We start from the raw sequence: 18591 nt of genomic DNA, 5'->3' as shown, positions 1-18591 counted from the left end.
CGCAGGCTTGATCACGCCGCCCCAAGAGCTATCTTTTTAGCATTTGTCAAAAAGTCCCCACCCGTACATATCGGCTGTGGCGCGCATCGCTTCATCCATCTGCGCAGGATAACCCTGGCTGATAGTTTTCGTCCAGGCCGCCCAATCGATCACTGCTTTGGAAAAACGGATCGGCATTATGAACCCTTCTTCCGAAATCAAATCCATATTATCGTAAACCGTATGGTTGCCGCCATAGGCACCGGCCGTCAACGTTAAATGAGGAATCTGCTTTGCTGCAAAGCTCAGGGTGTCCACCACCATAGGCCCCATATTCACCGGCCAATCCAGCTCCAGGGAAGCGGTTATGTCATTGAGCTGCTTCTCAATTTCATCGCTGCCGCCGGTCCACATGCTATAGTTGCTGAGGGCATTCCCCACAACATCGTAGTTGAGGACAAACCTGGTTTTTTCAAAGACCTCTTTGTGATTGAGCAGATAGTATTTGCTTCCGTGCAACCCGCACTCATGGCCGGACCATGCCATAAAGCGAATCGTCCGCTCCGGCTTCTTTCCTTTTAAAGCCTGATGATGATAGTAGGCCGCCAGCTCCATGATCATTCCCACGCCAGCCACATCATCGGTAGCCCCCACGCTGCCCATGGCCGAATCCAGGTGGGCGCAGACAAAGATCGTTTCGTCCTCTTTGCCGCATCCAGGTATCACGCCTGCCGTATTCCTGGTTTTGCCCATGGTCACTTCAAACTGGGCCTCATAAAAAATTTCCTCCGCGCCGCTATTCACCAGCTCCAGAGCCGTATCGTAATGCACGACGGCAGTAGGAATAGTGAAGTCTTCTTCCATCGTTTCGTAATTGGCGTATACATAGGGGACATCTTTATGTCCGTCCCCGGTGGTATAGATGACCGCCGCAGCACCGAACTGGGCCAGCCTTTTATACATCCAGATATCCGGGTAGACCATGTAGACATCCCGGCAGATAAGTACTGCCTTTCCTTTTACATCCTTTTCTTTCAAATTGGCGATACTTCCGTTCTCCGCATAAACCAAGGGAAGGGTCAGGCCGCCGGCAGGCGTTTCCTTTGAAAATAGAGCAGCAGTATGGTTCAGTTCTTTCCAGGTACCGCCGAAATTAGCCTTTAAGCTGGAATGTTTAATACTGCAGACGGGAACCTCAAAATCGTGCGTTTCAACCTCGATCCCCTTCTGCTTGTAGAAATCAACAATATAATCGCTGGCCTTCATCAGCGCATCGGTTCCCGCAATTCGCTTACCGCATTCTTCCGCAAAAAATCTCGTATGTTCGTATGCTTCTTTATACATCATATCCTCCTGTTTGTTATGCCTGCAAAGCTCTACAGGGCTTTTCTAAAATAAATCTTTAAACTGGCTCATATCGACTGCTTCTCCCTGCTCTCTGGCGTCAATAGCCTCCAGAACATCGTCATGGCGTTTCTTTGAGAGCGGGTATAAGAGTATGATCAATACGGTAATCAGGAAAATCCCTCCGCATCCAAAGCCGTATACATATTTCATCGACTGGAGCGTCTCCGCCGTCTGTTCAGCGGCCGCTACATACCCGATGGCTGTAAGGGTCGATCCAACGGCGGCAATGGCAACGGCACCGGCTACCTTCTGGAGAAAGGCGATAAACCCGAATATGATGCCGTCGGTTCTCTTCTGGGTTACCAACTGGTGAACATCCACACAGTCGGGAATCATGCTCCAAGGGACCTGATAAACTGAGGCCAATCCCAGCGCCATTAAAATTACCAATACATAGATGAGTCCCACTTGTCCCGGATGAATGATCAGCCCGATAAACACAATCATAGAGAGTGCTTCTACGCCGACAGCGATAATCCAGGCCGCTTTTTTGGAAAATTTCTTGCATAAAAAGTCGACGCCAAAGGCCGCTATGCAGGAAATGATTCCCACTACCATGGTTACACTGGCAATTTGCGCTTCCGTCATTTGTACATAATAGCTGTAGTAATAAACTTGCAGCGAAAGGTTGATCGTATTTCCAAATACCGCAAGGGCAAATATAGCCATGACGATTCTCACTGACTTGTTTTTTAACAATTCCTTAATATCCTTAAATCCGATCTTATTGTTACTGTCCTCGCTGTATCGTTCATAGCCTTTGGTTGCTTTCCAGAGAATCAGGATACAGGCCAGAGCGATGACCATATAGACGGCCAGCGTGCAGCTCCACCCAAAACTGGAGTTTTCAAAGAACTTGCCGAAGTATGTAGCGAGCATCAGCGTAGGGCTGACGATAATCACAACCACCATGCAGAAAAAATTCTTATATGTGGCCAGGCTGGAACGTTCATCATAATCCAGCGTCATTTCCGAGCCCAGGGCCGAGCTTGCGATGTCCAAAACCGTCTGCGCCGTATAGTATAAGAGAATTACAATGACAAAATAGAGCTTGGATATTGTTTCGCTGAAGCCGAAATTGGTGAATAGCAGTATGCTGATCAATACAAAGGGTACCGCCACTCCGATAATCAGCGGTCTTCTCCTTCCTTTCTTGCACTTCAAGTTATCGGAAACACTTCCGATAATAGGATCGGTAATCGCATCCCAAATTGTGCCCAGAGATATGATCGCACCGGCAAAAGCCGCTGACATGCCGACCACATCGGTAAAAAAATATAAGCCGTATAAGCTGAATATGGTCCAGGTGATAAAGCTTGAATAACCCGATAATCCATATGCCAGTTTCACTTTCAATGGCAATTTGCTATTCTGCTGCCTTTGTAAAACTAACTTTTGTTCCATAATTTCCTCCTTGCGCTGTGGGTTCACGGGGATGTCCAGTTTCGAAACGGCACGCTCCATCCCTTAAAAAAGAAAGGCCTTTGTACATAAAAAAAAGATATACCTCTTATCGATATAAAGTATATCTTTTTTCGCCCGTCTTTCCTATTGTCCTCAGGTTCGAAAAAGAATCTGAAAATTAGAACTAGTTGTGTATACCTACCACTCCAGTTCTATCGGGAATGAAACAGTTTGATCAGGCCCATACGGTTCTTGACTCCGTATTTGCTGAATATATTGTAAACATGCTTTTTAGTCGTGGAAACGGTAATACAGAGCTTGTCCGCAATTTCCTCGTTGGAATACCCTTCGATGATGAGCGCGGCGATTTCCCTCTCCCGCTGAGTCAGCGATTCTTCCTCAAGCCCCTGGTAAGAAATGCGGTGATTTCGGTTGGCCGAGAGACATTGATCGACGATCTTGGTGATATGCGCCTTGAACAAATCGAGGACAAACACTTCTTTGCTGGTAAAATCGCCCCATTCTTCGCTGCGGAAGAGGCTGATGACGCCGATCAGATCGCCGTCCTTGATGAGAATAATACCGCACCCATAGGGAATCCCCTGAGGTTCGAGAAAATCCCGGTAGAACTCCGTCTTTTTACGAACATCATCGCCGAGAATATCCGAATCCACATATACCACCGATTGGGTGTAATTGAATAAGTTTTTCAAATAATTCTTTTCCGGTTCAATATTGGCGAAAAAAACCGGAATCATAGTTTCATCGGTATCGATGAAAATCGCTTCCTTACGAAGAATTTCTCTGGTCTTAGGATCGATCACACGAAAGTTGCTCTGATTATATGGAATCAGCGTCCGAATCAGAGTCAGAAAGGTTCGCTCCAGCTCTTTAATATCTTCCATATAATACAGTTTCAGCAAAATATCGCTGATAATCTGAAGTTCGTTATCTTTTAATGTGGACATAACATTCCCCCTTAGTAATATTTTCCTTAACGCGTCTTATGCAGCAAAACGGCGGGCCAAGCCCGCCGCTCCTTCACGATTCGTTTTCCGGGCGAAAGGCCTTTTGCACAGCGGCCACAATCAAAACCGCGTGCCGGCCTTTCCGAAAACGCTTTGCCCCCGCAATGTGAAAAAAGGAATGGTCGTTGCCAAAAGCACATCTCTAAAGAAAGGGGGCGCTAACTATTATTCTTATTTCTGGTAAACAACCTGACCGTCAAATACTGTAAGCTCCACCTCAGAGTCAATGATCTCAGACGGGTCAGCAGTAAACAAATTCCGATCCAGTACAATTAAATCTGCCAGCTTCCCTTCCGCCAGGGTTCCGTAGTCGTCCTCACAGCCTTCTACATACGCAGAACCCCAGGTATAGGCCTTCAGGGCCTCAGCCATGGTAATTCTCTGCTCAGGGAACCATCCGCCTTCCGGTTTTCCGGAAAAGGTCTGACGGGTCACAGCTCCGTAAACCTCATGCATCGGCTCGATTTCCACCACTGGGAAGTCGGAACTCAGCCCGATCACTGTACCGGCATCCAGCAGTTCACGCATTGGCCAGGCATGTTTACACCGTTCATGTCCAATAGCTTTCTCCTTATCGTCTCCTTCCAGATCAAACAGCATGTGCAGCGGCTGCATGCCGCAGGCAATGCCCAGCTCTGCAAAACGACTCAGATCATCGGGATGAACATTTTCAATATGTTCCTGCACGTGGCGCAGTCCCTGGTCGCCATATTTTTCTTTCGCCTCTTCAAAGTAATCCAAAACAACCCGGATTGCTTTATCACCGATGGTATGGATACGAACCGCTCTTCCGTCTGCGATGGCTTTCATCATCTGCTCATGGAAAACATCCAGCTCGATGGACGTGGTGCCGCAGGTTTCAGGGTTATTGGTGTACGGTTCCAGCAAGTAGGCGGTGTATACGGAAGTAACGCCGTCAATGAGCTGTTTTAAGCCTCTGAGCCTGATCTTACCGTCATGGTGTTTGGCATATAAGGCATCATAACGCTCTTTGTCATATTCCGCCAGGTTGGGATATAAACATACACGGGCTGTCAGCGATCCTTCTTCTTCCAGCTTTTCATAAAACTGTACCGGATCCCTGGGCACCCCGAAAGGCGACAACAGGCTTGTCGCCGTAATTCCCAGCTTGCTTAATTTCTGAAAGAATTTCCGATAGGCGTTCATGTAAACCTCATCATCCGCATTATAGAATGCTTCTGTAAAGGCAAAGCCTGCGCCGTCGAAAAACCGGCCGTTCAAAACGCCCTTTTCATCCTTTTCCAAAACCCCGTCATCGGGATCCGGTGTATCATTGGTATAACCAACTTTCTTAATGGCACAGGTATTGGCGATAATCGTATGCATATCGGCAAGCTGCAGCGCTACCGGTCGGTCGGAAATCACCTGATCCAGATCATAGCGGGTGGGTAATGTTTGATCTTCCCAAGCCAGATTGTTCATCATATAGCCCACGATCCACTCATTTTCAGGATGGGCGTCGGCAAAAGTTTTTGTCATCTGCAATGCCTCTTCTTTGCTTTTGGCAGAAAGAACATTGAAGCAAAAGTCCTCATCTTCTAAAAAAGCACCTGACGACATATGAGTATGACAATCATTAAAGCCGGGCATGATCAATTTGTCGTTGTATTCTAAAATTTTTGTATCAGGGCCTGCATAAGAACCAATGTCACCGCCTTCCATCACCGCTTTTATTTTATGATCTTCGATGATGACTGCGCCTGAAAAAGGCTCCCGGCCTGTGCCGTCAAAGATGGCATTGCCCTTGATGATCATTGAGGGATAGCTCATATAGTACCTCCTTTTCCCTCCAGCAGAAATCCTTCTCCTGCATTATTTCAGCAGCTCTTCGAAGTCCTCCGTTGAATATTCTTTTCCTTCATGTCTGGCATCGATGGCACCTCTGAGCGCATTGAAGTTCTTGGAGTTGACAGGGTATTTCACCATGACCAAAGCGCCGATAATCATCAGAATTCCCGGCAGCAGCAATGCTCCGGAGGCGATGCCCGACAGTGTTTGCGGCGTCTGTTCCAGACTTGCGGCGTCATATTTGCTGAACTCGAGAATCCAGCCTACCGCTGCCATGGCGATACCGCCGATAAACTTGCCGATAAAGTAGAACAGAGAAACAATTACGCCGTCTCTTCCTCCGCCAGATTTAAATTCATCGATGTCGCATACATCGTATACCATGGAATAAATCTGTACAAAATATGCCGAAATTGCAAGAGCAAACAAGAAGAACAGCACATACACGCCTACTGTGCCCACAGGCAGGAATTTGCCTGCGCATAAGGCGATGCCGCAAATCATGGTCGCTCCGATTACAATATTTTTCTTCTCTATGCGGATTTTGCCGTATATGGCTGACACGCCCATAACCATGAAGCAATAAACGAGCATAACCGTCGCCGACTGACCTTCAGTCATGCCTACATTGTACGATAAGTAATAGATGTACATACTGGTAAAGAGCAGCACTCCGCCATAGGCGCAAATGGTATAGATCAGGATATGTCTATAAGGCTTGATCTTAATCACTTCCAGGCAGGTTTTGAAATAGCCCGGCTGCTTCACATTCGCATCTTCGGCCGGACGTACATACGGTTTTTCTCTGCCCTTGGAAGTTCCTACAACAATCCAGTAAGCAGCAAGCGTAAGAATACCAAAGATCAGGCCTAATTTTGACCAGGCTGCGGTATCTCCCACACCTCCGTCTTTCGAAAGCATAGCTACAACCGTCAGTGTTCCTGAACTTGCCAGAATCATTCCCGCATAGTTGATAATGTTAGAAATACCTCTGATGGATGTTCTCTCATCGTAATCATCGGTGATTTCCGATCCGAACGATACATAAGGAATATCCGTAAAGGATAATGCCAGCCAGAAAATCATAGCCGCTATGGTAAAATAGACCGGTTTTGCCCCATCAGGAACGATGGACCAGTCCGTGTACATCAGAAAAGTTACAATACCCAACGGAATGGCAGCCTTAAAGATAAAGGGTCTCCTTCTTCCCTTTGGATTGGTGCTGTTATCCGTTCTGGTACCTGCGATTAAATCTGTGAAAGCCCCCCAAAAGGTTGCAATCATAGCCACGGTCCCGGCGACGCCGGCGTTGATCCCTACTGCGTTTGTCAGGAAGAAAAGAAAATAGATATAAAACGTATTCATGGCAAGACATTCGCCGATCATACCCATTCCATATCCAGTCTTAGCTCCTAATGATAGCTTGTTGTTCACGGTTTCATCCTCCTTTCCGCAAACGAAAAAATATAAACATAAGTTCTAAGAATTAATTAATAAACATGCAAGGATTATACCAATCAAAAATGGCTATTTTTCAATGTTTTTGGAATTATAAAACGCCGAGGCTATTCCTCTATGAATAGCCTCGGCGCATGATTTTCTTGACACCGTTTTATTTGAACGTTTTGCGCGTATTTTCAAAATATTCTTACACAAATACCGTATTTGCAAACGAATATTATCGGCAAAAATTTCTAAATATACTGAAATAAGGATGATTCTTTAATCGCTCATTTTCACCAAATAGTCCTCTTCCGTATCCTTATACACAAGTTTTACCAAATCCGGGCGGGAATAATGTCCCAGCACATCGAAGGAATGTTTGGCCAGCCGGATCAGATCGGAATCCAACTCTGCCACAATCAACTCTTCCCGGTCATAGACCGGCTCTACCAGATAGCAGCCGAACGGATCCACGATGGAACTGCCCCCATAAGCCCAATCCCAATTGGTTCGGTCTTTGTAGGGAAAGTCTCCGGGCACCTCCTCTTCCGGCATATAGGCGCACGCGCTGAGAACGAACCCCTGGCTCTCGAAAGCATGGCAGCGGATCGCCGGTTCGATATCGCTGGTATTGTAATTCTGCGGGTTCTTCCGCTCGGAATCAACCACTGTCATCGAATCGTTCGGCATGCCGGAAAACGTTCCCGGCCAGCAGGCCACATGAATTTCTTCTCCCTGGCACGCCAGGAGCGCCCGCATCATAATCATATGGTTTTCCCAGCAGACCAGGCCTCCCACTCTGCCGATGTCCAAGTTCTTGATCTTTAAATTTTCACCGCCCTGGCCCATGCCGTGGAAGCACCTTTCTGTATTGGTCGGCACTACTTTTCTATGTCTTCCAGCCAATTCACCGGTTCTGCTGAAATAAAGCATGGAATTATACAGGGTTCTCGAGCCGATTCGATCATCCAGCTCCGTACAGCCCATGACAATATTGACATTGGCTTTCAAGGCCGCTTGTGCCAGCCGGTCCGTATCCTCTGATCCTACCAGCACCGCATTATTCTGAAAATCCAAATTGACCTTGGCGAAATCCTCCATCGCATCGTTGGGTCCCTCCTGCCAATATGGGAACGCTGGTATAAAGGACTCCGGAAATACCACGATATCCACCTTCTGTTCCCCTGCCATACCAATGTAGTCGATGGCCTTTTCAATGGTCTTGTCTTTGTCCATAAAAACAGGCGCGATCTGCGCAATGGCAGCTTTTACACATTGCCTGCCGTTAAAAATCTTTCCGCTCATGTTCTCCTCCTCTTTCTGTCATTAAGATCTCATCCAGATCTATTTCTTGTTGGTACATATATTTTAATGCAAATTATATGCCAATAAGATCAGAAAGAAGGATCAGGGTTATCTTTCTACCACTCTTTCAGCTGGTCGAAAAATGTCTTTCCGTCTCCTTCGATGGGCATATCGATCAGCTGGCCCCATGGGATACCGGCTTCCTTCATCCGCTCCAGCAGGACTTTGCTCATGATGGCGACGCTGTCAGCCACGCTGCAGGAAGGGCTGGTATCGATACCGATGATCCCCGCCACTTCTATGCCATGGCTGTGATACTCCTTCAGATTGCTAATAACAGGAGCAAGAAGCTCCCCGCAATATTGTTCGTACTCCCCGGCCTTGGGATCTTCCGGAGTAATGGATTCCCGCTCTAAAGCTTGATAACAGAGCTCCGGGCATGGCAGCTGCATCATGCTGATCTTTTTATCGGTCAAGAGATTGACAACATCTTTGCGAAATGTGTCCGAAGCTTCCGGAAGTTCACAGAAACTGTTGAGCACGCAGTGGGAAATAAGGGCAAGTTTTTTCATTTTACGACCTCCTATAAATCATTCAGCTCCGGCAGTCACTGGCTGCCAATGGTTGGAATAGTATAGCTTGCGAGCCGTGTCGAGCAAGTTTCAGTATTTTTTACCCTGCGGCAACGCCGTACAGATGGTAAAAATATTATATCACACAAAACGGGAAAAAGCCTCAGAATCCGTCTCCAAGGCTTTTTTCTCAATTGCAGAATTTATTTCATGCTTTCATACATCAGGTACATGATATCCTGTGTGATGGCTGCTCCTGCGATGGCAGTAATGTTGCTTGGATCCTTGTCCGGCAGCACTTCTACCATGTCGGCCGCTACTACGTTGATTCCTTTCAGTCCCTGCAGCACTTTTCTCACCTGATCCGATGTAGGACCTCCGATAACCGGTGTGCCTGTTCCCGGAGCCGCGGCTGGATCCAGGGCGTCGATGTCAAAGGTCAGATATACTGGCATATCGCCTACGATCTCTTTGATCTTCTTAGCCAGCGCTTCCGGTCCCATGTCGATGGCATCCATGGCGTGGAATACATTGTATCCGCATTCAGTCATTTCCGTACGGATATACACTTGCGCGGAGTGAGCCGGATCGATGCATCCTTCTTCCTGCAGGTCATAAGCAAAGTTGGCATGGGAAAGATTTCTGGTACCGTTTTCATTTTCTTCACTTCTGGTGCTGTCCTGATGGGAGTCAAAGTGGATCAGAGCCAGCTTGCCGTACTTTTCGCTTGCGGCGCGTACCGGTCCGTACGGAATCGTATGGTCGCCGCCGATAGTCATCAATCTGCATCCGGCGTCCAAAATTTTCTTCGCGTGCTTATAGGAATCCGCAACCATAAATTCTGTCGCCTTTGCGCCTACCCAATAGCCCACGTCGCCGTAATCGATTACCCTTGCCACATCAGAGAGCTTGTAATCCCACGGATATTTGAAACAGCAAGCGATCAGACTCTGTTCTCTTACCGCTCTCGGCGCGAAACGTGCTCCCGGTCTGAAAGTCACGCCGCTGTCAAAGGGTACCCCCATAACAACAATATCCGCATTTTCAACGTCCTGTGAAACCGGAGCATGGTTCCAGCTGGGAATCCCTGCATAATGTAAATGTTCTTGTACTTCGTATTTCATGTTAAAATCTCCTCTCTTTTTTATAAAACTTAATTATTATCTTCTTTAAACCATCTGAACAGCCCTATGAGCATGCCGATGATGATGAACAGGAACGGTACCGAAAGCACGATACAAACGGTCTTGATTGCGGTGAAGGGCGCTCCGGCAAACATGATGGAAAGGGGTACCAGAGCCAGAACCACGCACCATACCAATCTGAATTTGGAATTGGGATTTCCCTTGGCATCCAGCTTTTTGGTAGCGGAAGCGGCCAGAGTGAACGAAGCCGAATCCATAGAAGTGGCCAGGAATCCCAAAGTAACCAGGGTAAAGATGATGGGGATGATCATGCTGCCTCCCGGCAGTGTTCCCAGCAGATCGAATAATCCAGCCTGAACATCCTCTGCCTTGGATAGGGCGAACTGTCCGGTCAGCTCTGCGTTCATTCCAAAGCTGCCGTTGATGCCGAACATGATCCAGGTTCCCACGCTGATTCCGCCCAGGCAGGTGAGAATCATTTCTCGGATGGTTCTTCCCTTGGAAATCTTGGTGATGAAAATTCCCATCAGCGCCGCATAGTTGAGGGCCAGCGTGAACAGGAAAATCGTATTGAGTTCCGGGAACCCGGAATTGCGGATTGGGTCGGTAAAGAGGCTCATATCCACATAGTTGCTGAACATCTTACCCACGCTATAAGTAAAGTTCTTGTAAATGAACTGGGTGGGACCAGTGATGAAGATAAAGGCGATCAAGAAGATCGCAGCATACATGGTCCAGTCGCTGAGTTTCTTCATTCCTTTTTCGATGCCGACCACCGATGTAATGGAGAACACAACGGCAACCAGCACCAGTACGATGACATTGGTCGTAAAGGTCACTTCAACGCCGAAGATTTTTCCAATTCCCGCACTGATCAGCGGCACCCCTACTCCCAAGGAGACACCCATGCCTCCTACGATACTGAGAATGGTCAGAGCATCGATTAGTTTTCCGAGGGGCTTTTTGTATTTGAAATTACCCATCATTCTTTCGCAAACAGCGCTGATTCTCAGCACTGGCACTTTTTTGACATGGTATCCGTACGCCAGAGATACCGCAGTAAGTACAAAGATTACCTGTACGCTGAACCCCCAGTGGAAAAATGCATACGGCAGCGAAATTTCAGCGGCTTCCTGAGAGTAAGGCTCAATGCCGAAGGCCGGATCCGCATAATAAAAGGACCATTCAACAAAGGAATAATAGACGGCCGTAGCAGCCAGGGCTGCGCACATCATCATAGCAATATAGCTGAACATGGAGAACTCCGGCTCTCCTTCACCCAGCTTCACATTGCCGTGCTTGCTCAAAGCAAGATACAGACAAAGAAATAATCCGATAAAAACAAACCATAAAATTGGAACGCCCATGACAGCAGTTACAGCATTAAATACTGTATTAACTGCATTTAACGTGGCATCCGGTTTCAAGCACATGAAGCATACAAAAATAGCAACCAGTATAATGCAGACAATGGAAATCGGCTTATCGATTATCGCTTTTTGTTTAATTGCGTTATTTGGCTTTTCCATGAAACATCCTCCTAACAAATAAGTAGTAACTTATGTAGCATGCATGCGATTTGTCCATATAAATCGCAAGACTCGTGCCAAACAAAATCCGCCATTTTTCAACGTTTGCCGGCAAAAACCAAAAAACCGATTATTCATAAATGAATAATCGGCCCTATCCGGCCTATTTGAACCCTTCAAGCGCAATTGGTCTTTTCACTGTATTCTGTTTTGAATAATTTATTCATAATTGAATACTCCTATTCAAATTTGTATAATTATTTTTTTATTTTCACATATTTTTCTATCTTCCGAAAGGCTGTGGATTGGCTGATATTCAAGGCATTTCCCACACCAACGGTTGTTCTGTATTTTTCGTAGGCTTCGCGTATAATGGTTCCTTCAAATTCTTCGACTGCCTGGTCCAGGTCGTGGACCGGGCCGGACGCCTGTTTCTTTTCTTTTCTCACCTCATCGGGCAGAGCCTTCTTTTCAATGATATCTTTCTCGCTGGTCATCGAAACCCGCTCCACCACGTTGGCCAGCTCCCGAACATTGCCGGGCCAGCTGTAATTCATCATCGCCTCCATTGCCTGGGGATGGAAGGATTTTTGAAGACCATAATGTGCATTGCTCTTTTCAAGAAAATGTTCGGCCAGCGGGATAATATCCTCCCGCCTCTCACAGAGGGGCGGAATATCAATATTAATTACATTAAGACGATAATAGAGATCTTTGCGGAATAGTCCCTGATCTGAGAACTCATCCAAATTGCGGTTGGATGCGGTAATCAGGCGAAAATCGACTTTTACCGCTTTTGTTCCGCCTACCCGCGTTATGATCTTATCCTGTATGGTCTTTAAAAGTTTAGCCTGCAGGCTCAGAGGCATTTCGGAAATTTCATCCAGGAGCAGCGTTCCTCCATTGGCCAGTTCGATCAGACCAACCTTGCCGCTGGTGCTGGCTCCTGTAAAAGAGCCTTTTTCGTATCCAAACAGCTCTGATTCCAATAAATTCTCAGGAATCGCGGCGCAGTTAATCTCAATAAAAGGACCATCCCTGCGATTGCTGTTTTTATGTACAATTTTTGCCAGCATCGTCTTGCCTACGCCCGACGGACCCAGGAGAAGAATGTTGGCGTCAAAATCAGCCACCCGTTTGATGGTTTCCAAAATCTTGATCATTTGAGGGGACTGACCCACAACTCCTTCTCCGACGGCCACATCCTTTCGCAGGTGATTGATTTCTGCGGTATACTTTTCAATTTCGTTTTCCAGCTTGGAGTATTGTTTTTGAAGCTGGAGAAGTTCTGTAATATCTCTGGAAAAGCTGACAATGAATTCGATGCTTCCGTCCTCAGCAAAGACCGGCGTAGCGGTGACAACCAGATCCCGTTTGGTTTTTGTTGCCTGTTTCATCGTTACTTTCTGCCCTGACCGAATGACCTGGGCAACGATGGACGGCTTGAAGTAGCCTTCTTGTTCCAGCTGATAGACTGTCTTTCCGATGGCGTAATCCGCCGAAATTTTGTACATCTTTTGGAAGGTGGGGCTGACTTTCAAAACCACTCCCTCTCCGTCTGTAATCATCAAGTCTTCGTGAATCACATCCAAAATTTCATTGAAATGATTGGCCAAATTTGTTTCTTTCATAAGCGTTGAACTCCATTCCAGGTTTCTTGATTTCATAGGTATAGTCTACCATGTATGAAGCGATTTAGAAAGAAAATCTCTCATACTCCCAATAAGGATTGCCGCTAAAACACAGAAAAAGCCCTGAGTCGTCAAACTCAAGGCTCTTATTTATATATCGATCAGCCTGCCGCAGCAAAATTCCTATTTTTTCATACTTTCATACATCAGATACATAATGTCCTGCGTAATGGCTGCTCCGGCAATAGCCGTAATATTGCTCGGATCTTTATCCGGCAGCACTTCCACCATGTCGGCCGCTACCACATTGATACCTTTCAAACCCTGCAGTACTTTTCTTACCTGATCGGATGTGGGTCCTCCGATTACCGGCGTACCAGTGCCCGGTGCCGCAGCTGGATCCAGCGCATCGATATCAAAGGTCAGGTAAACCGGCATATCACCTACAATCTCTTTCAGTCTGGCTGCCAGCTGCTGCGGTGTCATATCGAGGGCATCCATGGAATGGATCACATTGTATCCGCATTCGGTCATTTCCGTACGGATATAAACCTGAGCCGAATGGGCCGGATCAATGCAGCCTTCTTCCTGCAGGTCATAGGCAAAATTAGCATGGGAAAGATTTCTTGTGCCGTCCCCTTTTGTTTCGCTCTTGGTGCTGTCTTGATGAGAGTCAAAATGAAGCAGCGCCAGCTTTCCGTATTTTTCACTGGCAGCACGAACCGGTCCATATGGAATCGTATGGTCACCGCCGATGGTCATCAGCCTGCACCCTGCTTCCAAGATTTTCTTTGCATGTTTATAGGTATCTTCCACCATGAATTCTGTTGCTTTTGCGCCTACCCAGTAACCGACATCGCCGTAATCCACCACCTTGGCAGCATCGCACAGCTTGTAGTCCCAGGGATATTTGAAGCAGCATGCAATCAAGCTCTGCTCCCGGATCGCCCTCGGCGCAAAACGTGCGCCCGGCCGAAAGGTTACGCCGCTGTCAAATGGCACTCCCATAACAACGATGTCCGCATCATCGACCTCCTGTGTTACCGGGCAATGATTCCAGGTTGCAATTCCCGCATAATGTAAATGTTCTTGCACTTCGTATTTCATCTTGAAATCCCCTCTCTTTTTTTCAAAATCTTCTTTACGATCCTTTCTATGTCTGCTCACATTGAAAGAGTTAATTCTCATTTTACTTTAATGCAAATCCTATGCCAATTCAAAATCCACTATTTTCAACATGTTACAGGAATATAGCCAGGCCGGCTATTCATTTACAAATAACCGGCCTGCTGGATTTATATTGTATGTAGGAAGTTGTACATTGTGCGTGTATTCAGAAATAATCGTCTATTCGACTATGAATAATTTTATTCCTGCAATGGGAGTTCAAACAGAATTTTAAAGATATAGCGTATGATTGTTGAACGCCGCGCGATACCCAAAACGGTTCCATCTTTATCCACAATAGGAATTTTTTTAAATTTCTTTTTAGAGAGGATCTCCGCCACTTCTTCTATACTTTTGTCCGGAGATACACAATAAACTTTCCTCGTTGCCAGCTCCATCACATTGCGTTGTTTGAACTCAGCAACCTTCTGTTCAAAACTTTCATCATCATACAGGACCATAACTGAATCAGCGCCGCCGAAAATAGACCGAGTCTTTTGCTTTGCCACACTTCGCATGATATCCCCGTCGCTGATAAAACCCACAACTCGTTTATCATCATCAACGATTGTCAGACCGCCGATTTCTTTATCCACCAGTATTTTTACTACATCTTCCAGGGTCTGGCTGTAATGACAGGTATACACATCCTTATTCATAATGCTTCCGATGGGTTTATTCATTTTGTTGCCTCCTCTTTGAACTTATGCCTCTGCCTTGACAGGGGCATTTTTAACTTTTAAGATTGCCGCGGCCAGTGCCACTGCCGCTACGCACGCGCAAACGCCATAAGCTACCCGAATCCCGTTGGAAGTATCCATAAGCGCGGATCCGGAATGGCTGGCACCGGCTACCATGGTCATGATGGTGACGATCAGTGCCGTACTGATCGAGCCTCCAACCTGACGGCCCGTGTTACTAATGGCATTTCCATGGGCGATGAATTGGTTCTGCAGGGAATTGATACCCCAAGTATTAATCGGCATATTGGCCAAGGTCAGACCAAAAGATTGAATCATATAGATACAGATCAAATATAGCTTGGAGGTATCAGGACCAATCAGAGTCAAAGCAGCCAGTGCCCCTGTTAGGGCCGTAAGGCCTATGATGGAAATGGTCCGCGGTCCGAACCGGTCGAACAGCAGCCCGCTGATTGGACTCATAAAAATTGAAACCACCGCCCCCGGTGTCATTAAAATACCGGTAACCAGCGCCGAGCAGCCCAGTACATTCTGCAGATAGATCGGCAGAATAATACTGCCTACTGCAAGTGCCGAATTGATTACGGTAACTATAAAAGCAGAACATGCAAAAACCGGAGTTTTTAGAACATCAAGCTGCAGAAGGGGTTCATGCAGGTAAAACTGCCGTCTGATAAACCAGATCAGCGCCAATGCGCCTACCACCGCAGGAACAATGACCAGCAGATTGGCCCAGCCCAGGTTACTGGCGTTGGAAAAGCCGTATAAAAGGCCGCCGAAAGCCAGCGTTGACAAGAGAACGGACAGTAAATCCAAATGGGGCTTTTTCAATTCTCCCACGTTGCGCAGAAAAACCCCACTCAGTATGGTAACCAAAACGGAAAGCGGCAGAATAGCCGCAAACATCATCCGCCATCCGAAGGAATCGATGACCCAGCCGGCAGCTACAGGCCCGATGGCCGGGGCGCAGCTCATGACGATTCCTGCCATGCCCATTGCTGTACCTCTTTTTTCTCTTGGAAATACCAGCATGGGCACATAAGCCACCAGTGGCAGCTGAATTCCGGCGCCCATGGCCTGCAGAACTCTCGCCGCCGTTAGAACTGCAAACGACGGGGCTGCCGCGCACACTAAAGTACCGACCATAAAAATACACATAGAACCGATAAATAGCTTTCTTGTAGAAAAACGGTCAATTAAAAAGCCTGTAACTGGAACCATAATCCCATTTACAAGCATATAGATGGTTGTTACCCATTGGGCTGTACCCGCAGTGATCTGAAAATCTTCCATCAACTTGGGCAGCGCTGGTGACAGAACTGTTTGGTTCAGGATGGCAATAAAAGCGCCTGCTACAACAATTCCGATCACCAGAATGTCTCTTCTGGTAACCGCGGAATGTCCCGCCATAGATTGACTTTTGTCTTTCAAAATAACATCTCCTTTTTAGCCTTTTTCGTCTGTGAGGTTGTCGGCAACCTGAGAGAGCAGTCTCTTTAAAAGCTGCCGTTCTTCCTCGTTCATTCCTGCTGTCATTTTGTTTTCGATGCTGTCCAATACGCTGAAAAATACTGGTATCAGATTTTGGCCTTTGGGAGTTACAGACAGATGCTTGGCACGGCTATCTTTCAGGCTTTTTTCCCGGGTAATAAGCCCGTTTTCCTCTGCTCTGGCAAGAATATGCGTTACTGTAGAGCTTCTCAGGTTGAGATAGTGCTCCACATCTTTTTGCGTCACCTCATGTTCCGGGCCGAATTGTTTCTCCTGCTCCAGTACATATAGCACAACCAGAGACTGCACGTAAGTCACGCCATGTTTATCCATTTCTTTATTGAGCAGCACCTTCTGCTGATTGGCAATTCTCTTATACAAATCGCTGCAATAAAAATTTGATTCTCCCATTTTGCCTGGTTCCTTTCTCCACATCCTTTGGTACGGACTACAAACAAAATAGTTAGCGCACTAATTACTAGTGTGCTAACTATTTTACGCTCTTTCACTCAATCTGTCAATCCATCTGATTGATCTTTGTAAATTCTTTGCTATAATCATCGATTGCGGTTTTGATTGCTTCATGGGAAGCGCTCTTGCCGTATTCGTCCACTTCTTTTTTATTAGCCTCTCCATGGGTCAAACATCCGGCACCGCCAATACAGCCTCCGCTGCAGATCATGCCTTCGATAAAGTTGCTTGACAGCACGCCTTTTTTTGCTCTCATTAAGGCCGGTTTACACTTATCGATGCCCTCGCAGACGATGGGATCAAATGCAAAGTCTTCCCTGCCAAGCTCTTTGACAGCCTCGGCCACCGCATCGGTAACACCGCCTGTTCTGGCAAATATTCTTCCGTAATAGGAGGCTTCATCCAGCGCAGTTTCCGGCAAATCCTCTACGATGATATCTCTGCTGTCAATCACAGCCTGAAGTTCCTCAAAGGTCATAACGTAGTCAATATAGTCTCTCACATGTTCCTGTTTGATCTCTGCTTTTTTAGCCGTGCATGGTCCGATAAAAACGATCTTCGCGTTCTCATCATGCTCTTTAATAAATTTGCCCAGCTGGGCCATAGGCGATAAATTATGAGAAATATGTTCCTTTAACTCCGGAAATTTTGTCTTTATATATTTTACAAAGGCCGGGCAGCAGGAGCTAGTGAGAAATCCCCGTTCCATCAATTCCTGAGCCTCGTTATAAGCAACCATGTCCGCACCTAATGCGGCCTCCTCCACACTGTAGAATCCCAGTTCCTGAATAGCCGTAATGACTTGTTCCAGTTTGGCATATGTAAATTGGCTGGCGATCGCCGGCGCTACCATGGCATAAACTTTATATTTGGTATTGTTCTCGCTTCTGATGATCGTATTGATCACATCTACGATACTAGAAACGTCCACTGTGGCACCGAAGGGACACTGATAAACGCAAGCGCCGCAGGCAACGCATTTTTCTTCATCAATCTGCGCCTCCCCGCCTTCGGCCATGCTGATCGCATCCAGCTTGCAGGCCCGCTCGCAGGGTCTCTTAAAATCGGCAATGGCGCTGTAAGGACAAACTTTTGCGCATTTGCCGCATTCCACACACTTGCTCTTATCAATATGGGCAATTTGCTCCTCGTCAAAGGTAATTGCTCCCAATTTGCAGGCATCGGCGCATCTGTGGGCAATGCAGCCCCGGCAGAGATCCGTTACTGTGTGGCCGGCTTCCGGACATTCATCGCAGGCGATGTCGATTACCTGTATCACATTTTTATCCTTTTTATTGCCTCCCAGCGCCAGTCGAATGCGCTCGGCTACTACGGCCCGATCCTTATAAATGCAGCATCGCATCGGCGGCTGGTCTTTTTTCACAATTTCGTTTGCGATTTCATTAAATACCGCAAAGGAATCGTTGCCAAGCCAAGTCTGATAGGCCACCTCCATCAGTACTTTGTACTTTAGTTCCTGTACATTTGTGTCAAAAATTCTCATGCTTT

General features: G+C 46.8%; 15 protein-coding genes. All 15 read right to left on the bottom strand.

The window, feature by feature from the left end; translation table 11 throughout:
* Positions 1-36: 36 nt before the first annotated feature.
* Positions 37-1326, bottom strand: a complete 1290-nt coding sequence (locus tag NIA71_RS00745) for a M28 family peptidase (RefSeq protein ID WP_253019369.1) — start codon at positions 1324-1326, stop codon at positions 37-39.
* A gap of 42 nt (positions 1327-1368) precedes the next feature.
* Positions 1369-2790: an MFS transporter gene (locus NIA71_RS00740; protein ID WP_227754878.1), complete on the bottom strand. Its 1422-nt coding sequence runs from the start codon at positions 2788-2790 to the stop codon at positions 1369-1371.
* Between the two features lie 212 nt (positions 2791-3002).
* Positions 3003-3758, bottom strand: a complete 756-nt coding sequence (locus NIA71_RS00735; RefSeq protein ID WP_148396671.1) for a helix-turn-helix domain-containing protein — start codon at positions 3756-3758, stop codon at positions 3003-3005.
* A gap of 231 nt (positions 3759-3989) precedes the next feature.
* Positions 3990-5609 (bottom strand): amidohydrolase, encoded by a 1620-nt coding sequence (locus NIA71_RS00730; RefSeq protein WP_148396672.1) that lies wholly within the window; start codon positions 5607-5609, stop codon positions 3990-3992.
* A gap of 42 nt (positions 5610-5651) precedes the next feature.
* Positions 5652-7061, bottom strand: a complete 1410-nt coding sequence (locus tag NIA71_RS00725; RefSeq protein WP_148396673.1) for an MFS transporter — start codon at positions 7059-7061, stop codon at positions 5652-5654.
* A gap of 288 nt (positions 7062-7349) precedes the next feature.
* Positions 7350-8375 carry a carbon-nitrogen hydrolase family protein gene (locus NIA71_RS00720; protein ID WP_253019368.1) on the bottom strand — a complete coding sequence of 342 codons (1026 nt, stop codon included), beginning with the start codon at positions 8373-8375 and terminating at the stop codon, positions 7350-7352.
* Between the two features lie 116 nt (positions 8376-8491).
* Positions 8492-8947, bottom strand: coding sequence for a hypothetical protein (locus NIA71_RS00715; protein WP_227754876.1), 456 nt, complete (start codon positions 8945-8947; stop codon positions 8492-8494).
* A 203-nt stretch (positions 8948-9150) separates the two neighbouring features.
* On the bottom strand, positions 9151-10071 hold the full coding sequence (gene speB / locus NIA71_RS00710; RefSeq protein WP_148396676.1) for an agmatinase: 921 nt from the start codon (positions 10069-10071) through the stop codon (positions 9151-9153).
* A 29-nt stretch (positions 10072-10100) separates the two neighbouring features.
* On the bottom strand, positions 10101-11621 hold the full coding sequence (locus tag NIA71_RS00705) for a BCCT family transporter (RefSeq protein WP_227754875.1): 1521 nt from the start codon (positions 11619-11621) through the stop codon (positions 10101-10103).
* 257 nt (positions 11622-11878) lie between these two features.
* Complete coding sequence (locus NIA71_RS00700) at positions 11879-13252, bottom strand: sigma-54 interaction domain-containing protein (protein ID WP_227754874.1); 1374 nt, start codon at positions 13250-13252, stop codon at positions 11879-11881.
* A gap of 183 nt (positions 13253-13435) precedes the next feature.
* Positions 13436-14359, bottom strand: coding sequence for an agmatinase (speB, locus tag NIA71_RS00695; protein ID WP_148396679.1), 924 nt, complete (start codon positions 14357-14359; stop codon positions 13436-13438).
* A 260-nt stretch (positions 14360-14619) separates the two neighbouring features.
* A complete protein-coding gene (locus tag NIA71_RS00690) occupies positions 14620-15102 on the bottom strand; it encodes a CBS domain-containing protein (RefSeq protein WP_148396680.1) in 483 nt (160 codons plus the stop codon).
* 21 nt (positions 15103-15123) lie between these two features.
* Entirely contained in the window at positions 15124-16551 is a 1428-nt protein-coding gene (locus NIA71_RS00685; RefSeq protein ID WP_227754873.1) for an MDR family MFS transporter, read from the bottom strand.
* Between the two features lie 15 nt (positions 16552-16566).
* The gene (locus NIA71_RS00680) at positions 16567-17022 is read right to left on the bottom strand and encodes a MarR family winged helix-turn-helix transcriptional regulator (protein WP_253019367.1); all 456 of its coding nucleotides are present in this window, start codon (positions 17020-17022) and stop codon (positions 16567-16569) included.
* A 106-nt stretch (positions 17023-17128) separates the two neighbouring features.
* Positions 17129-18586, bottom strand: coding sequence for a 4Fe-4S dicluster domain-containing protein (locus tag NIA71_RS00675; protein ID WP_253019366.1), 1458 nt, complete (start codon positions 18584-18586; stop codon positions 17129-17131).
* Positions 18587-18591: the final 5 nt, after the last annotated feature.

The organism is Ihubacter massiliensis (assembly GCF_024125305.1).
GTDB lineage: Bacteria > Bacillota > Clostridia > Peptostreptococcales > Anaerovoracaceae > Hominibacterium > Hominibacterium faecale.
Note: the sequence above shows the minus strand (reverse complement) of the source record. Positions and strands in the feature narration are given on the sequence as shown.